Origin of the sequence: Mycobacterium sp. SMC-8, assembly GCF_025263565.1 — a bacterium.
Classification (GTDB): domain Bacteria; phylum Actinomycetota; class Actinomycetes; order Mycobacteriales; family Mycobacteriaceae; genus Mycobacterium.
In genome coordinates, this window is the sequence record NZ_CP079865.1 from 3677873 (window position 1) to 3693535 (window position 15663).

13 protein-coding genes and 2 pseudogenes are annotated in these 15663 nt (G+C 69.1%); 10 read left to right on the top strand and 5 right to left on the bottom strand.

Going from position 1 to position 15663, the window contains the following annotated elements:
• Nucleotides 1–13: 13 nt before the first annotated feature.
• Nucleotides 14–1273 carry a phosphoserine phosphatase SerB gene (serB, locus tag KXD97_RS17765; protein WP_260751356.1) on the top strand — a complete coding sequence of 420 codons (1260 nt, stop codon included), beginning with the start codon at nt 14–16 and terminating at the stop codon, nt 1271–1273.
• Nucleotides 1274–1280: 7 nt separating this feature from the next.
• Here the strand turns inward: serB and KXD97_RS17770 are convergent, their stop codons facing one another.
• Nucleotides 1281–2723, bottom strand: coding sequence for a PLP-dependent aminotransferase family protein (locus KXD97_RS17770; RefSeq protein ID WP_260751357.1), 1443 nt, complete (start codon nt 2721–2723; stop codon nt 1281–1283).
• A gap of 62 nt (nt 2724–2785) precedes the next feature.
• On the opposite strand from KXD97_RS17770, the gene KXD97_RS17775 reads away from it, so the two are divergent.
• The 8 genes and pseudogenes from KXD97_RS17775 (at nt 2786) to KXD97_RS17810 (ending at nt 9013) form a co-directional block, all read left to right on the top strand.
• Complete coding sequence (locus tag KXD97_RS17775) at nt 2786–2938, top strand: hypothetical protein (RefSeq protein WP_260751358.1); 153 nt, start codon at nt 2786–2788, stop codon at nt 2936–2938.
• A 71-nt stretch (nt 2939–3009) separates the two neighbouring features.
• Nucleotides 3010–3668 (top strand): annotated as a pseudogene (locus KXD97_RS17780) (YitT family protein).
• Nucleotides 3669–3708: 40 nt separating this feature from the next.
• Nucleotides 3709–4548, top strand: a complete 840-nt coding sequence (locus KXD97_RS17785) for an ABC transporter ATP-binding protein (RefSeq protein WP_260758023.1) — start codon at nt 3709–3711, stop codon at nt 4546–4548.
• Nucleotides 4545–5378, top strand: coding sequence for an NUDIX hydrolase (locus KXD97_RS17790; protein WP_260751359.1), 834 nt, complete (start codon nt 4545–4547; stop codon nt 5376–5378). Before KXD97_RS17785 ends, KXD97_RS17790 begins: the two co-directional genes overlap by 4 nt.
• A complete protein-coding gene (locus KXD97_RS17795) occupies nt 5375–6055 on the top strand; it encodes an enoyl-CoA hydratase (RefSeq protein ID WP_260751360.1) in 681 nt (226 codons plus the stop codon). The genes KXD97_RS17790 and KXD97_RS17795 overlap by 4 nt, the downstream gene beginning before the upstream one ends.
• A gap of 10 nt (nt 6056–6065) precedes the next feature.
• Nucleotides 6066–7064: a class I SAM-dependent methyltransferase gene (locus KXD97_RS17800; RefSeq protein WP_260751361.1), complete on the top strand. Its 999-nt coding sequence runs from the start codon at nt 6066–6068 to the stop codon at nt 7062–7064.
• Complete coding sequence (locus tag KXD97_RS17805; RefSeq protein ID WP_260751362.1) at nt 6998–8224, top strand: THUMP-like domain-containing protein; 1227 nt, start codon at nt 6998–7000, stop codon at nt 8222–8224. Before KXD97_RS17800 ends, KXD97_RS17805 begins: the two co-directional genes overlap by 67 nt.
• A gap of 75 nt (nt 8225–8299) precedes the next feature.
• A complete protein-coding gene (locus KXD97_RS17810; RefSeq protein ID WP_260751363.1) occupies nt 8300–9013 on the top strand; it encodes an esterase in 714 nt (237 codons plus the stop codon).
• On the opposite strand, the pseudogene KXD97_RS17815 reads toward KXD97_RS17810, so the two are convergent.
• Nucleotides 9000–10552 (bottom strand): annotated as a pseudogene (locus tag KXD97_RS17815) (alanine/glycine:cation symporter family protein). The gene KXD97_RS17810 and the pseudogene KXD97_RS17815 sit on opposite strands and share 14 nt — an antisense overlap.
• Before the next feature lie 117 nt (nt 10553–10669).
• Complete coding sequence (locus tag KXD97_RS17820) at nt 10670–11968, bottom strand: PQQ-binding-like beta-propeller repeat protein (protein ID WP_260751364.1); 1299 nt, start codon at nt 11966–11968, stop codon at nt 10670–10672.
• A gap of 119 nt (nt 11969–12087) precedes the next feature.
• Between KXD97_RS17820 and KXD97_RS17825 the strand changes: the two genes are divergently transcribed.
• On the top strand, nt 12088–12825 hold the full coding sequence (locus KXD97_RS17825) for an acyltransferase (protein ID WP_260751365.1): 738 nt from the start codon (nt 12088–12090) through the stop codon (nt 12823–12825).
• A 67-nt stretch (nt 12826–12892) separates the two neighbouring features.
• Here the strand turns inward: KXD97_RS17825 and KXD97_RS17830 are convergent, their stop codons facing one another.
• Complete coding sequence (locus tag KXD97_RS17830) at nt 12893–14119, bottom strand: glycosyltransferase family 4 protein (protein ID WP_260758024.1); 1227 nt, start codon at nt 14117–14119, stop codon at nt 12893–12895.
• 2 nt (nt 14120–14121) lie between these two features.
• On the bottom strand, nt 14122–15663 hold the full coding sequence (locus KXD97_RS17835; protein WP_260758025.1) for a glycoside hydrolase family 57 protein: 1542 nt from the start codon (nt 15661–15663) through the stop codon (nt 14122–14124).

Consider the following 15663-nt stretch of genomic DNA (forward strand, 5'->3'; position numbering starts at 1 on the left):
GCGGCACCCACGCGTGAGCGCATCACAGAACTGGACTGTCGGCTCGTCACGCGACCGGTCGTCGCTGCTGATCACCGTCACCGGGAAGGACCAGCCGGGCGTCACGTCCGCACTGTTCGAGGTGCTGTCCCGGCACCGGGTTGAGCTGCTCAACGTCGAACAGGTCGTGATCCGCGGTCGGCTGACGCTCGGAGTGCTGGTCGCGGTGACCCCCGAGGTCGCCGGCCGCTCCGAGTTGCGCGACGAGGTCGAAGCGGCGATCCACGGCGTCGGCCTCGACGTCACCATCGAGGGCAGCGACGGGCTGCCGGTGATGCGGGAGCCGTCCACCCACACCATCGTGGTGCTGGGCCGGCCGATCACCGCCTCGGCGTTCGGCGTCGTCGCCAAGGAGGCCGCCGCGCTCGGGGTGAACATCGATTACATCCGCGGTGTCTCCGACTACCCGGTGACCGGGCTCGAGCTACGGGTGTCGGTTCCTGCGGGGGTGTACAGCCGTCTGCAGCAGGTGCTGGCCCGCGTCGCCGTGCAGGAGAGCGTCGACATCGCGCTGGAGGACTACAGCCTGTCGCGGCGGGCCAAGCGGCTGATCGTTTTCGATGTCGATTCCACGTTGATCCAGGGCGAGGTCATCGAGATGCTGGCCGCCCACGCCGGCGCCGAGGCCGCCGTGGCCGAGGTCACCGAGGCCGCGATGCGCGGCGAACTCGATTTCGCCGAATCGTTGCACCGGCGGGTGGCGACCCTTGCCGGTCTGCCGGCCTCGGTGCTCGACGACGTCGCCGAGCAGATCGAGCTCACACCGGGCGCGCGCACCACCATCCGCACGCTGCGCCGACTCGGCTATTACTGCGGCATCGTCTCGGGGGGCTTCCGGCAGGTCATCGAGCCGCTCGCGCACGAGCTGATGATGGACTTCGTCGCCGCCAACGAACTGGAGATCGTCGACGGCAAGCTCACCGGCCGGGTGGTCGGCGACGTCGTCGACCGGCCGGGAAAAGCCAAGGCGCTGCGCAACTTCGCCCAACAGGCCGGGGTGACGATGGAGCAGACGGTGGCGGTGGGCGACGGCGCCAACGACATCGACATGCTGTCGGCCGCGGGACTCGGTGTGGCATTCAACGCCAAGCCGGCACTGCGTGAGGTTGCCGACGCCTCGCTCAACCTTCCCTATCTGGACACCGTGCTGTTCATCCTCGGCATCACCCGCGGCGAGATCGAAGCGGCGGACGCCCTCGACGGCGTGGTCCGCCGCGTCGAGATTCCCGACTGAGGCCGGCTCAGACCACGACGGCGGTCGGTTCCGGCGGGGTCATACCGGTGACGCTGCGCCAGGCCCGCGCCAGCAACTCGATCGCGTCGACCAGCTGAGGATCCGGCAGCGCGTAGGGCACCCGGATGAAGCGTTCCAGCGTGCCGTCCACCCCGAAGCGCGGACCGGGCGGGATCTCCAGCCCCATCCGCGACGCTGCCGCCGACAACGCCGAACTCATCGGGGCGGGCAACCGCACCCACAGCGACAGGCCACCGGTGCCCGGCACCGGTTGCCAGTCGGGAAGGTGCTCGGCGAGCAGCCGCAGCAGCAGGGACCGCCGGGACCGCAGCAGGTCGCGGCGCTCGGGCAGCACCTCATCCTCGGCCGCCAGAAGCCGGGCCCCGGCGAGCTGTTCGAGGATCGGGGTGCCCATGTCCACCGAAGGCCGCAACGCGGCGATGGTGGCCAGCGAGCTTCGGTCGGCGCGGATCCAGCCGATCCGCAGACCGCCCCAGAACGACTTCGACATCGAGCCGACCGTCAGCACCAGGTCGCGCCGCGTCGTCATCGACGCGGCGAACGGGGCGGGTACCTGTTCGTCGAGCCACATGTCGGTGATGGTCTCGTCGGCAACCGTGCGGGTGCGGGTGTCACTGATGATGTGCGCCAAGCGCTTCCGCTCGGCGACCGGCATGGTCATACCGGTCGGATTGTGGTTGTCGGGGATCAGGTACGCGAGCTTGGGTGCCAGTTGCCGAATAGTGGCCTCGACGGCGTCGAGCTCCCAGCCGTCGGGTGTCATCGCCACCGGCGCCGGTCGCACGCCGCGCGAGGCCATCGCCGCCAGTGCCCCGTGATAGGTGGGTTGTTCGACGAGGACGCGATCCCCGGGCTGGGTGTAGGTGGCCAGGATCAACCCGATCGCGTGCAACGCTCCGGTGGTCACCATGATCTCGTCAGGTTCAGTGGGAAGCCCACGCGCACAATATCTTTCGGCGATCGCAGCGCGCAGTGGCGGCACCCCGAACAATTCGATGCCGATGTCGTGCAGGTACGGGGTGACCTGTGCGGCGGCGTCGACGAATGCCTGCGAGACGACGGCCGCAGGGGCGGCCAGGGTGGCCGCCGCGAGATTGGCGGCGGCCGTGGTGGCGGGTGCGGGCTCGGTCGGGCTCAGCGGCAGCGCGGTGGTGCTGCGGGCGCCGCGCCGTGCATTGAGGTAGCCGTCGTCGCGCAACTGCGCGTAGGCCGCCGTGACCGTGGTGCGGGACACGTGCAGCGCCTCGGCGAGTGCCCGCTCGCTGGGCAGCCGGGCACCGACCGGGACCCGGCCGTCGATGATCAGCAACCGGATGGCATCGGCGAGACCGTGATACGCCGGCCCCGTGCGACTGGACGTCCGCCAGTTACCCAGCTCGCGAGCCAAAAGGTCCACATCGAGCGATCGCACCGCCATTGCGCCAGTCATTAGGGCCAGTATTGCTCAACTGGATATTGAGAGGCAAGCCAGTTCTGGCCCATCATGGCCGCATGACGCACTGGTTATCTCGCCTGGGCCAGCGGCTGGCCGACCTGTACTACCTGCCTTCGATGGGCAGCACCGTCGACGAGCGCGATTCCGACGCCCGACGCGTGCGCAGTGAGCTGGACGCGATCCGAATGCACTTCCCGGACCACGCGTAGTGGCGGCGGTCCCGCGCGCAGCACTGCGAGGCGCGGCGCTGCTCGCCGGGTTGTGCGGTTATGGCGTGTCGATGGCGATGATGGTCCGCAGCGGCCTCGGCCTGGACCCGTGGGACGTGTTCCATCAGGGCTTGTCGGAGCGGACCGGCATGAGCATCGGGACCGCCTCGGCGGTGACCGGCGTGGTGGTGCTGCTGGCCTGGATCCCGCTGCGCAACCGGCCCGGGATCGGCACCGTCGCCAACGTGGTCGTGATCGCGGTCAGCGTCGACGTCGCGCTGTGGCTCATTCCGGCACCGGAGTCTCTGCCCGTGCGCGCGACGCTTCTGGGCACCGCGGTCGTCCTCAACGCACTGAGCACCGTGCTCTACATCGGCGCCGGGCTCGGTCCCGGACCGCGCGACGGCCTCATGACCGGTCTGGTCGTGCGCACAGGCCGGTCGGTGCGCCTGATCCGGACCGGCATCGAAGTCACGGTGCTGGCGGTGGGTTGGGTCTCGGCGGCACGGTCGGCATCGGCACGCTCGTCTACGCGTTCGGTATCGGTCCGCTGGTGCAACTGTTTCTGCGGCTGACGCCGCGGCGGGTACTGGCGGCCAGCGGATGGGCCCGGGTCGAATCGCCGCGTCCGGGGACCGGCCGGCGCATCGCCGAACGGGATGCGGGCACCGCCGCGGTGGCCGATCGGGTCGTCCTCAACGGCGGCGACGGGCGGGCGATTTCGAGCTGACTACGATGGTCGGGTGCCAGTCGACGACCGCTCCGATGCCGTGCAGGATCCGGTGCCGGAAGCCGACCCCGACCTGCTGATCGACTTCGCCAACGTCACCCTGCGCCGCAACGGGCGGTTGCTGGTGGGCCCGGTGACCTGGTCGGTGGAACTCGACGAACGCTGGGTGGTGATCGGGCCGAACGGGGCGGGCAAGACCTCGTTGCTGCGCATGGCGGCCGCGATGGAGCACCCCTCGTCGGGCACCGCGTATGTCCTGGGGGAGCGGCTCGGCCGCGTCGACATGTCGGAACTGCGTTCGCGCGTCGGGCTGAGCAGCGCGGCGCTGTCCCAGCGGGTTCCCGACGACGAGACGGTGCGGGATCTCGTGGTGTCCGCGGGCTACGCGGTGCTGGGGCGGTGGCGCGAGGAATACGACGAGGTGGACTACGTGCAGGCCGTCGACATGCTGGAGAGCGTCGGCGCCGAGCACCTCGCCGAGCGCACGTTCGGGACGCTGTCGGAGGGCGAGCGCAAGCGGGTACTGATCGCGCGGTCCCTGATGACCGACCCGGAGCTGCTGTTGCTCGACGAGCCGGCCGCAGGGCTCGACCTGGGCGGCCGGGAGGAGCTGGTGGCGCGGATGAGCGATCTGGCCGCCGATCCCGATGCCCCGGCGCTGGTGCTGGTCACCCATCACGTCGAGGAGATCCCGCCGGGCTTCTCCCACTGCCTGATCCTGTCCGAAGGCAAAGTGGTTGACTCCGGACTCCTCAGCGATGTGCTGACCGCCGAGAATCTGTCCAAGGCCTTCGGCCAGTCCATCGCGCTGGACTACATCGACGGACGCTATTTCGCCCGCCGCACCCGTAGCCGCGCCGCCCACAGGAGACGTGCATGACCGACCCCGACCCGCTGGTGCCCCGCCCCGCCGCGACCGTGATGCTGGTGCGCGACACGCCTGAGGGCATCAAGATCTTCCTGATGCGCAGGCACTCGGCGATGGACTTCGTCGCCGGGGTGATGGTGTTCCCCGGCGGGGGCGTCGACGACCGGGACCGCAACGCCGACGTCGCCTGGCACGGTCCGGACCGCAACTGGTGGGCCGAGCGATTCAACGTGGATCCCGAACTCGCCGAGGCGCTCGTGTGCGCCGCCGCGCGCGAGACCTTCGAAGAGTCCGGCGTGCTGTTCGCCGGCGCGGCCGACGATCCGGACCTGCTGGTCGACGATGCCTCGGTGTACCGCGAGCAGCGGGCGGCGCTGGAGAACAAGTCGCTGTCGTTCGGTGAGTTCCTGCGCTCGGAGAAGCTGGTGCTGCGCGCCGATCTGCTGCGGCCGTGGGCGAACTGGGTCACTCCCAAGGAGGAGCGCACCCACCGCTACGACACCTACTTCTTCGTGGGAGCGCTGCCTCAGGGGCAGCGCGCCGACGGCGACAACACCGAAACCGACAAGGCCGACTGGGTGACCCCGCAGGCCGCCCTCGACGACTTCGCCGACGGCCGCAGCTTTCTGCTGCCGCCGACGTGGACGCAGCTCGACGCGCTGAACGGGCGCACCGTGTCCGAGGTGCTCGCCGTGGAACGCAAGATCGTCGCCATCGAACCCTCGCTCGCCGCCCGCAACGGCGGGAACTGGGAGATCGAGTTCTTCGACGGTGAGCGCTACAACGCGGCGCGCAACCGGCGGGCTCCGCAGGGCTACACCGACGGGGCGCCGCTCGCGTGACGGAGTTCGTCAGCACGGTCCTGGCCCCCGGCGACGGGCAGCGGATCGCCACGCTGCTGGTGTCCCGGCCGCCGACGAACGCGCTGACCCGCCAGGTGTATCGGGAGCTCACCGAAGCCGCAGCCGACCTGGGGGCCCGGCCCGAGGTGTCGGCGGTGATCCTGTTCGGAGGCCATGAGATCTTCTCGGCCGGGGAGGACATGCCGGAACTGAACACGTTGACCGCCGAGGAGGCCGCAGCCGCGGAACGGGTCGCCGTCGACGCGCTCGACGCGCTGGTGAACCTGCCCAAGCCGACCGTGGCCGCGATCACCGGTTATGCGCTCGGCGCCGGGCTGACGCTGGCGTTGGCGGCCGACTGGCGGGTGAGCGGGGACAACGTGAAGTTCGGGGCGACGGAGATCCTGGCCGGCCGGGCGCCCACCGGCACCGGCGCCGCGCGCCTGGCCCGCGCGATCGGCCAGAGCAAGGCCAGGGATCTGGTGTTCAGCGGCCGGTTCGTCGATGCCCGGGAGGCGCTGGCGCTCGGCCTGATCGACGAGATGGTGGCCCCGGACGGCGTCTACGACGCGGCGCGGGCCTGGGCCGGTCGCTTCACCGACTACCCGGCCGAGGTGCTGGCAGCCGCGAAGTGGTCGTTCACCCGCGATGAGAGCACCGGCGCCGACGGACGTTAGGCTGCCCTGCATGACGGAAACGAAGGAACCCGGCGCCTACTCTGATGTCGCCGTCCCGGCTCCGCAGCCCCACGCGACCAAAGAGCAGGTCGAAGCCGCGATGCACGACACCAAGCTGGCCCAGGTGCTCTACCACGACTGGGAGGCCGAAACCTACGACGAGAAGTGGTCCATCTCCTACGACCAGCGCTGCGTCGACTACGCCCGCGGCCGGTTCGACGCCGCGGTGCCCGAGGAGGTGCAGCGCGAGCTGCCCTACGATCGGGCCCTCGAGCTGGGCTGCGGGACAGGCTTCTTTCTGCTCAACCTGATCCAGGCCGGGGTTGCGCGTCGCGGATCGGTGACGGACCTTTCGCCGGGGATGGTCAAGGTCGCCACCCGCAACGGTCAGTCGCTGGGACTGGACATCGACGGCCGCGTCGCCGACGCCGAGGGCATCCCGTACGAGGACAACACCTTCGACCTGGTGGTCGGCCACGCCGTGCTGCACCACATTCCCGACGTGGAGCTGTCGCTGCGTGAGGTCGTGCGGGTGCTCAAGCCCGGGGGGCGGTTCGTGTTCGCGGGGGAGCCCACCACAGTCGGTAACCGGTATGCCCGTGAGCTGTCGACGCTGACGTGGCGCGTCGCGACCAACGTCACCAAGCTGCCGATGCTGGCCGGCTGGCGCAGGCCGCAGGCCGAGCTCGACGAGTCGTCGCGGGCGGCCGCACTCGAGGCCGTGGTCGATCTGCACACCTTCGATCCCGCCGACCTGGAGCGGATGGCCGCCAACGCCGGAGCGGTCGAAGTCCGCACGGCCAGCGAGGAATTCACCGCCGCGATGCTGGGCTGGCCGGTCCGTACCTTCGAGGCGGCCGTGCCGCCGGGCCGGTTGGGTTGGGGCTGGGCGAAATTCGCCTTCGGAAGCTGGACCACGCTGTCCTGGGTGGACGCCAACGTTTGGCGCCGTGTGGTGCCGAAGGGCTGGTTTTACAACGTCATGGTGACCGGGGTCAAACCGTCGTAGAGTTCGGCCTTTCCGATGTGGCCTACCTGCGCAGTGGCACCGGCCGGCAGGCCCTGGCCGAGATGTCCCGCCACGCGCTGACCGACTCATCGTTGGTAGCGGATATCGCCTCGGCCAGAAGCCGTTTCGGTGACCGGACAGCGGTGCTGGTGGAGACCGTCAGACTGCGGCGCAAAGCAGTCGCGAAGTTCGCCGATGCGGCGGACTGGTTGTTCACCGACGACGCGCTGCAGCAGGCCACGGCAGCACCGGTCGCCGAACATCGGGCGCGCAGGCTGTCCGGCAGAACGGTGCACGACGCCACCTGTTCGATCGGCAGTGAGCTTGCCGCGCTTCGCAATCGGGCCGACTTCGTACTGGGTAGCGACATCGACCCGGTACGGCTGGCGATGGCCCGGCACAACGTGGGCGCCACCGTGCCGCTGTGCCGGGCCGACGCGCTCGCGCCGGTCACCGCCGACGCGGTCGTCGTCGTCGACCCGGCGCGGCGCAGCGGCGCCAGGAGGCGGTTCGCTCCGCGTGGTTACGTGCCTGCGCTGGACGAGCTGCTCGACGTGCTGCGCCACCGCGACCACGTCGTGAAGTGCGCCCCTGGAGTCGATTTCGCGGTTCTCGCCGAGCTCGGCTTCGAAGGCGAGATCGAGGTGACATCGCTGGGAGGAAGTGTCCGCGAGGCATGCCTGTGGTCACGGGGACTGGCGGCAGGCGTGCGGCGGCGAGCGACCGTCCTGGACACCGGAGAACAGCTCACCGACACCGATCCCGGGGAGTGCGCGGTGGCGCCGGCGGGGCGGTGGATCGTCGACCCCGACGGCGCGGTGGTGCGCTCTGGACTGGTGCGCCAGTACGCGGCGCGGCACGGGCTCTGGCAGCTCGACCGCGACATTGCCTACCTGTCCGGCGACCGGTTACCCGACGGTCAGCGCGGCTTCGAGGTCCTGGAGCAGGTGGCGTTCAGCGAACGACACCTGCGGCAGGCGCTTTCGCGCCACGCCGCCGGAGCTGTCGAAATCCTCGTCCGCGGTGTCGCCGTCGATCCGGACGTGTTGCGCAGTCGGCTGCGGCTGCGCGGGGACGCTCATGTGAGCGTGGTCATCACCCGGCTGGGTTCCGGGGTGGCAAGCCGGGCAACGGCATTCATATGTCGTCCGTCACGCTGAAAGCTCACGTACCCTGGCCCTATCAGTTCGCCATGCGCCGAGTCCACGAGGCGCCGATCACGAGGACGTCCGACGATGCGCATCTTAGCCGCTGCTTTGACGGCCGCCGGTCTCTCGGTGGGCCTGGTGGCCGCACCCACGGCCGCGGCCCAGTCGGCCTGCGCGGAGCTGGGCGGCACCGTCGACGCCGACCAGATCTGCCACGTGCACGCCGAGAACCCCACCTATCGACTGGATTACACGTTCCCGGCCGACTATCCCGACCAGCGGGCGCTCGTCGACTATCTGAGGCAGACCCGAGATGGCTTCGTCAACGTCTCGGAGATGCCGGGTTCGTGGAATCTGCCCTACGTCCTCGACGCCCGGGGAACCGGTTACCGGACCGGGCGCGACGACGGCGGCACCCGCAGCGTGGTATTCGAGGTCTACGAGAATGTCGGCGGCGCGCACCCGCAGACCTGGTTCAAGGCGTTCAACTGGGACGTGGCGAAGAAGGCCCCGATCACCTTCGACACGCTCTTCAAGGCGGACAGCAAGCCACTGGACGCGATCTTCCCGATAGTGCAGGCCGACATCTCCCGCCAGCTTGGCGTCGACGCGCCGATCTCAGCGGCCGACGGGCTCGATCCGGCGAAGTACCAAGAGTTCGCGATCACCGACGATTCGCTGATCTTCTATTTCGGTCAGGGCGAGATCATGCCCGGTGCCGGCGGCGCGCTGCAGGCCACCGTCCCGCGCAGCGCGGTCGCTCCGATGCTGGCGCTGGAGACACCCGTCAGCCCCCGGTGACGGTCGGCTGCTTGTCCCTGCCGGTGGCGGGGTCGTAGTTCTCCCAGAACGTCGCGTTCCTGATGCCCAGGGCGACCGGATCGAACCTGGGATCCAGACCTTGCTTCTTCTGCTTTTCGTAGTCCCACAGCGCTTTGTAGGCGGGCTGCTGCAGGATCAGGATGCCGATGATGTTCAGCCACGCCATCAGGCCGACGCCGATGTCACCGAGCGTCCACGCCTCCGAGGCGGTCGAGACGGCGCCGATCGTCACCGACACCAGGATCAGCGCCTGCAGCAACATCGTGGCCGTCGATCCGACCGTGCTCCGAAGGTAGGGAATGTCGACGGTGGCGGCGTTGCCCAGAAGGAAGCGCAGGTTGGTCTCGGCCATGTAGTAGTAGGCGATGATCGTGGTCAGGCAGAAGAACGCCAGCGAGACCGCGATGAAACTGGAGCCCGCCCCGCTCCACAGGGTGTCGAAGCCTACCTGGGCGAACGTCGGGCCCACCTCGGCGTCGGCGGGCAGGATACTGCCGCCCTCGCTGAGCACCGCACCGTCGGCGCTCTCACCCTCGAACACCCGGTAGGCGCCGGTGGACAAGATCAGGAAGCCGGTCGCCGAGCAGACGAACAGGGTGTCGACGTAGACCGCGAACGCCTGCACGAGCCCCTGTTTGGCCGGGTGTGACACCTCCGCTGCTGCCGCGGCGTGCGGACCGGTGCCCTGACCCGCCTCGTTCGAATCGATTCCGCGTTTGACGCCCCACATCACCGCTGCACCGATGATCGCGCCGAACCCCGCGTCGACGCCGAACGCACTGGAGAAGATCAAGCCGATGATCTCCGGAATGTCACCGGCGTTCATCAGCACGACGATCAGCGCCAGCACGATGTAGGTGACCGCCATGAACGGCACCACGATCGACGCGAACGTCGCGATCCGCTTCACCCCGCCGATGATGACGAAGGCCAGCACGATCACTATGCCGACCGCAACCCACCATTTCGAGAAACCCCACGCGGAGTTCATCGCCGACGCCATCGAGTTGGACTGCACGCCGGGCAGCAGCAGACCCATCGCCAGCAGCGTGACGGCCGCGAAGACGAAGCCGTAGGCCTTCATCGCTCCCGCTGCGGCGGTGTGGGACAACGCGGTGCTGAAGTAGTAGGCGGGCCCGCCGCGGTACTCTCCGGTGAGCTTGTCGCGGTCCTTATAGATTTGGCCGAGCGTGCATTCCACGAATGACGTGGATGCGCCGAGAAAGGCGACCGCCCACATCCAGAACAGCGCACCGGGCCCGCCGAACGCTATCGCGGTGGCCACGCCGGCGATGTTGCCGGTGCCGACCCGCCCGGCCAGAGACATCGTCAGCGCCTGGAAACTGGACACCCTGACGGCGATTTCTCGCCCTTGAGCATGAGCCGGACCATCTCAGGGACTTGGCGCACCTGCACAAAGCGCGATCTGATCGAGAAGTAGACGCCCGCGGCAAGACAGAGGTAGACGAGGGTCTCATGCCAGACCAGGTCGTTGAATGCGCTCAGGAATTCGGACATATGCGTCCCCTCTACCTATTGGTTCGTCGGCTTGTCCGGGTCATCTGAGTGTGCATGTTCGCATCACTGCGCAAGGTCGGTATTTCCGGACCGTGACGCCTGCGTTAGCAGCTCCGCTCACGCAGGCGCGAAGCCGTAGACCTGCCCGGCGCTGGTGGCCGTGACGACGCGGCGGTCATGACCCACCGACACGCCGACCGGCCATCCGGTCGCGTTCGGGAGTGGATGGGTGTGCAGGGTCGCGCCGTCGCCGAGGCTGAACACCTGCAGCGCCAGCCCGGCAGGCCGCTCGTCGGTGTCCTCGCCGTCGCGCACCACGGTATAGCCGACCCCGGTCAGGCTGGAGGTGGTCAGGGGTGACACGTCGTCGCGGGTCCAGAGCACCTCGCCCTCTTCGGCGGTGTCGCGCACCGCAGTCAGCCGTGACCCCGGCCCGCCCCCGGCGACGATGAGCCCACCGGGCGTCACCGACGGCGGGGTCTGGGCCAGGTAGTCCATCGGAACCGACCACTTCGCACTGCCGTCGTCGACGTTGAGCGCCCACAGTCTTTCGTCGCGGCCGCTGACGTACACCGTCGACCCGTCCGGGGACAGCACCGGGCTGGCCAGCGGGCCGCCGCCGACGGCGTCACTGGTCCATGCGCGACTGAGCTGCGGGGTCTGACCGGGCTGATAGCGCAGACCGACCAGCATCGGTTTGTCCGCATCCGGCTCCCAGAGCGTCAGCACCACCATGCCGGCGGCCTCCGAGTAGGCCGGGGCGGCGGCCACCGGGCACCGCGGCCCACCCAGCCGGCAGTCCTGCAACCCGCGCTCCGAGTCGGTCGGGTCCACCCCGGCGACCAGATCCAGTGACGTGCCGGTGACGGTGCCGCGGTGGGCGTCGAACACCAGCACCTGCCCCAGATGGGTGACCACGAGCAGGCGCCCGGGGTTGAGGATGCGGGCCGTCATGGGCATGCCGATCACCGGCTGGCGCCAGCGGACCCACTGGGTGGTCGGGAAGGACAGGATGGCGCCGGGCTGGCCGATGTAGAGATTGTCGAATCCGTCGAACAGCGGGCTGGCGAAGCCGCCGCCCTGCACCAGGCGGGTGCACCAGCGTTGCCTGCCGCGGTTGTCGGTCTCCCACACCATCAGCGAGCAACCCGCCCTGGTCTGCCCGTTGGCCGCCAGGTAGTTGCCCGAGCCGAGCGCCACCTGCGCGCCGAGCTCACCCTTGACCGACCGCGCCCACTCCAGACGCAGCGTGTCGGCCCCGGTGACGGGGGAGGAGCTGCTGTTTGCGGCGTCGGCATACTGTGCTGACCAGCCGGTGGCGGCACGGGCCTCTACCCAGGAGTCGGTGTTGCCGCACCCAGCCAGCGCACCTGCGATCAGCGCCGTCGAGGCCAATGCGATGATTCGCCGGAGCACGGGATCCCTTCTGATCGCGGTGTACATCGAGCCCACGTGAGGGTAACCGTTGACCCTTTCGGAGGGCGGGAGCGGAGCGACCCGGGAATGTCACGGGCGGGCGCGTAGGCTCTCCGGCCATGACAACGATGTGGGGAGCGCCGCTGCACAAGCGCTGGCGGGGATCCCGTCTACGGGACCCTCGCCAGGCCGATTTCCTCACGCTCGCCTCGCTGAAATGGGTCCTGGCCAACCGCGCCTACACCCCGTGGTACCTGGTGCGGTACTGGCGACTGCTGAAATTCAAGCTGGCCAATCCGCACGTCATCACCCGCGGCATGGTGTTCCTCGGCAAGAACGTCGAGATTCAGTGCACGCCGGAACTCGCGCAGATGGAGATCGGGCGCTGGGTGCACATCGGCGACAAGAACACGATCCGCTGCCACGAGGGATCGCTGCGCATCGGGGACAAGACGGTGCTCGGCCGCGACAACGTCATCAACACCTACCTCGACATCGAGCTCGGTGATTCCGTGCTGATGGCCGACTGGTGCTACGTCTGCGATTTCGACCACAAGATGGACAGCATCGAACTACCGATCAAGGATCAAGGCATCGTGAAGAGCCCGGTGCGGATCGGCCCGGACACCTGGCTGGCCGCCAAGGTCACCGTGCTGCGCGGCACCAGCATCGGCCGCGGATGCGTACTGGGTGCCCACGCGGTGGTCAAGGGTGAGATCCCGGACTACTCGATCGTCGTTGGCGCACCCGGCAAGGTCGTCAAGAACCGCAAGCTGTCGTGGGAGACGTCGGCGGCCGAGCGGGCCGAACTGGCCGCGGCGCTAGCCGACATCGAACGCAAGAAGGCCTCCCGCTAGTCCGCCGAAACCGCATTCCACGCGGCCGTTCCGCACCAGCGACCGCAAGGAATGCGAGTTCGGCGCGTCACCGGTCGGGCAGCGGCCGTTCCACGATCGGTCGCCGGGGCTGGGGCCTGCGCTCGGCACGCTTGGCCGCCAGGTACACCTGTGCGGTCTCGGCCGCCACGGTGTGCCACGCGAAGTCCGACGTGAGGCGTTCCCTCGCCGCGATCGCCCTCCGCTGGGCCGCCGCCGGATCATCGAGCAGCGTGCGCACCGCGGTGGCCAATGCCGCCACATCACCGGCCGGATAGGACACACCCGTCACCCCGTCGATGACCGCCTCGCCGAGTCCGCCCGCGGTGGAGGTCACCAGCGGCGTGCCGGTCGCGGCCGCTTCGAGCGCGACGATTCCGAACGGCTCGTAATGCGACGGCAGCACCGCCGCATCGGCCCGGTGCAGCAACTGCAGCAGTTCTGAATGGTCAACGCGGCCGATGAAATTCGTCGCCTTGAACACCTTGTGTTTGCGCGCCTGCTCGGTCAGGAAGTTCAGTTGCGTGCCGTCACCGGCGATGGTCAGCGTGGTGCCGGGATGGGTGCGGCGGATCCGCGGCAGCGCCGCGATGGCGTCGTGGACGCCCTTCTCGTACTCGAGGCGGCCGAAGTACAGCAGTTCCGCCGGTCCGGGGTGGGGCCGGCGGGTCGCGAAAGGCCAACCGTCGGTGTCGATCCCGTTGGGGATCACCGAGATCTCGGCGAGCTCGGGTCCGAACAGGGTGGTGATCTCCTCGCGCATCGACGCCGAACAGGTGATCAGCGAGTCCGTATCCTGGACCAGCCACGATTCCAGCGCGTGCACCTGACGGCTCACCGCGCCCGAGACCCAACCGGAGTGTCGCCCCGCCTCGGTGGCGTGGATCGTGGAAACCAAAGGCACATCGAAGAATTGGGCGAGGGTGACAGCGGGATGGGCGACCAGCCAGTCGTGCGCGTGGACGAGGTCGGGCCGCCAGTCGGCCAGCACCAGACCGGCGCGGATCATCGCGTGACCCATCGCCAGGGTCCAGGCCATCATGTCGGTGCCGAAGGTGAACTCGTGCGGATCCTCGGCGGCCGCGATCACCCGCACCCCTTCGTGGACCTCGTCGGTGGTCGGATGGGTCTGCGGATCCGTTCCGGTCGGACGCCGGCTGAGCACCACGACCTCGTGGCCGGCCGCGACGAGTTCGGTGGCCAGATGGTGCACGTGGCGGCCGAGCCCGCCGATCACCACCGGCGGGTATTCCCACGACACCAGCAGGATCTTCATGTTCATTCGGTGGGCAACCTCCGGGCGTCGAGTGCTCCGAACAGCCCGTCGGCACGGTTCCAGCCCTCGGCCAGCCGCTGCGCCTGTTCGTCGCGGCCCGAGGCCGCCGCCGCCGCGATCTCGCGCGTGGCGTGTGCATGGAGGTGGGCGCGGTAGCGCGCATAGTCGGCCGCGGAGTCCTTGCTGACCATGAACGGCCAGTCGCTCGACACCGTCAGCAAGGTCTCGCGCAGGATCTGATCGGCCACGAAATCCCTTGGGGCGGCGGCATCCAACGATGCGCCGCGGGCCAGTGCCTTGTCGACGGTGCTCAGCGCCGTGTCGACGACCTCGTTGTTCAGGTGCACCAGATCGGCCACCTTCTCACCCGACCACACCTGCCAGTCCTTGCCCGAACCCCACGAGCTGGGCGGGAGTTCCACCGGCTCGCCGACATAGCCTTCGGCGATCGCGTCCGAGAGTGTTCCGACCCGCACACCGCCGGCAGGCAGTGCCCGCAACACCCGCTCCAGCCAGACCGGGCCCTCGTACCACCAGTGGCCGAACAACTCGGTGTCGAAGGCGGCGACCACATGTGCGGGCCTGCCGATCCGCTCGCTCTCGGACTGCAGACGCCGGCGCACCGTCTCCACGAAATCAGCGACATGGACGTCGACCGCGGCATCAGCACGGGCCGGGTCATACGGCGCCTTGTCCTCCGACGGCACATTGCGGCCGGTCACCCGGGCGGGTTTGAGGCCGGTGGCGTGGTCGTAAGTATGGAAGTCGCGGTAGGCGGCGTGACCCGGATAGCCGGACCGCGGCGACCACACGCGGTAGCTGACCTGCAGATCGCGGCCGAAAGCGACGACGCCGGAATCGCCGACCGGCCTGCCCAGCGCGGTGTCGCCGCGCAACGACGGCCCGTCCACCATGAAGTGGCCCACGCCCGCCGCGGCGTAACCGGTCTCCATGCCCGACGCATAGGCACACTCCGGCGCCCAGATGCCGGCCGGCGTGTGCGCGAACCGATGTCCGGCGTCGGCCAAGCCTTCGCGCAGCGCGAACTCGCGCAGCCGAGGGTTCAACAGCGGCTGGAACGGATGGGCCAACGGTCCGCCGAGTAGCTCGACGACCTCACCGTCGAGAAGCTCCCGGAACACCGGGCTGGCGCCGTGACGCCACAGCGAGTCAAACTCGCCGAGCTCACGCTCGGCCTCGGCGTGCTCGCGGGAACCGAACCGGCGCAAGGCTTTCCGATCCGAGGCCGGCGAGGTCCCCGCCGCGGTGCGCATGGTCGCCGCCTCGAGCGCACGCAGCTGCCAGTTGGCCAGCCAGTGCTGCATGCCCTGCAGGCAGTACGGGTCGTCGAGCTGCGCGGCGACCACCGGTGTGACACCGAGGGTGATCAGATGGCGGCGGTCCTCGGCGGCCAGCGTGCGCAGCACCCGCACCAGGGGCAGATAGGACGCCGACCACGACTGGTACAGCCACTCCTCGCCGACCGGCCAGCGGCCGTGATGAGCCAGCCACGGCAGGTGCGTGTGCAGCACCAGAGTGAACAG

What these genes read in the sequence shown, in the direction of transcription:
- KXD97_RS17810 (WP_260751363.1), top strand. Translation starts at nt 8,300, where the DNA reads ATGCGCATCTTAGCCGCTGCTTTGACGGCCGCCGGTCTCTCGGTGGGC.
- KXD97_RS17825 (WP_260751365.1), top strand. Translation starts at nt 12,088, where the DNA reads ATGACAACGATGTGGGGAGCGCCGCTGCACAAGCGCTGGCGGGGATCC.
- KXD97_RS17800 (WP_260751361.1), top strand. Translation starts at nt 6,066, where the DNA reads ATGACGGAAACGAAGGAACCCGGCGCCTACTCTGATGTCGCCGTCCCG.
- KXD97_RS17830 (WP_260758024.1), bottom strand. Translation starts at nt 14,119, where the DNA reads ATGAAGATCCTGCTGGTGTCGTGGGAATACCCGCCGGTGGTGATCGGC.
- KXD97_RS17775 (WP_260751358.1), top strand. Translation starts at nt 2,786, where the DNA reads ATGACGCACTGGTTATCTCGCCTGGGCCAGCGGCTGGCCGACCTGTAC.
- KXD97_RS17790 (WP_260751359.1), top strand. Translation starts at nt 4,545, where the DNA reads ATGACCGACCCCGACCCGCTGGTGCCCCGCCCCGCCGCGACCGTGATG.
- KXD97_RS17770 (WP_260751357.1), bottom strand. Translation starts at nt 2,723, where the DNA reads ATGACTGGCGCAATGGCGGTGCGATCGCTCGATGTGGACCTTTTGGCT.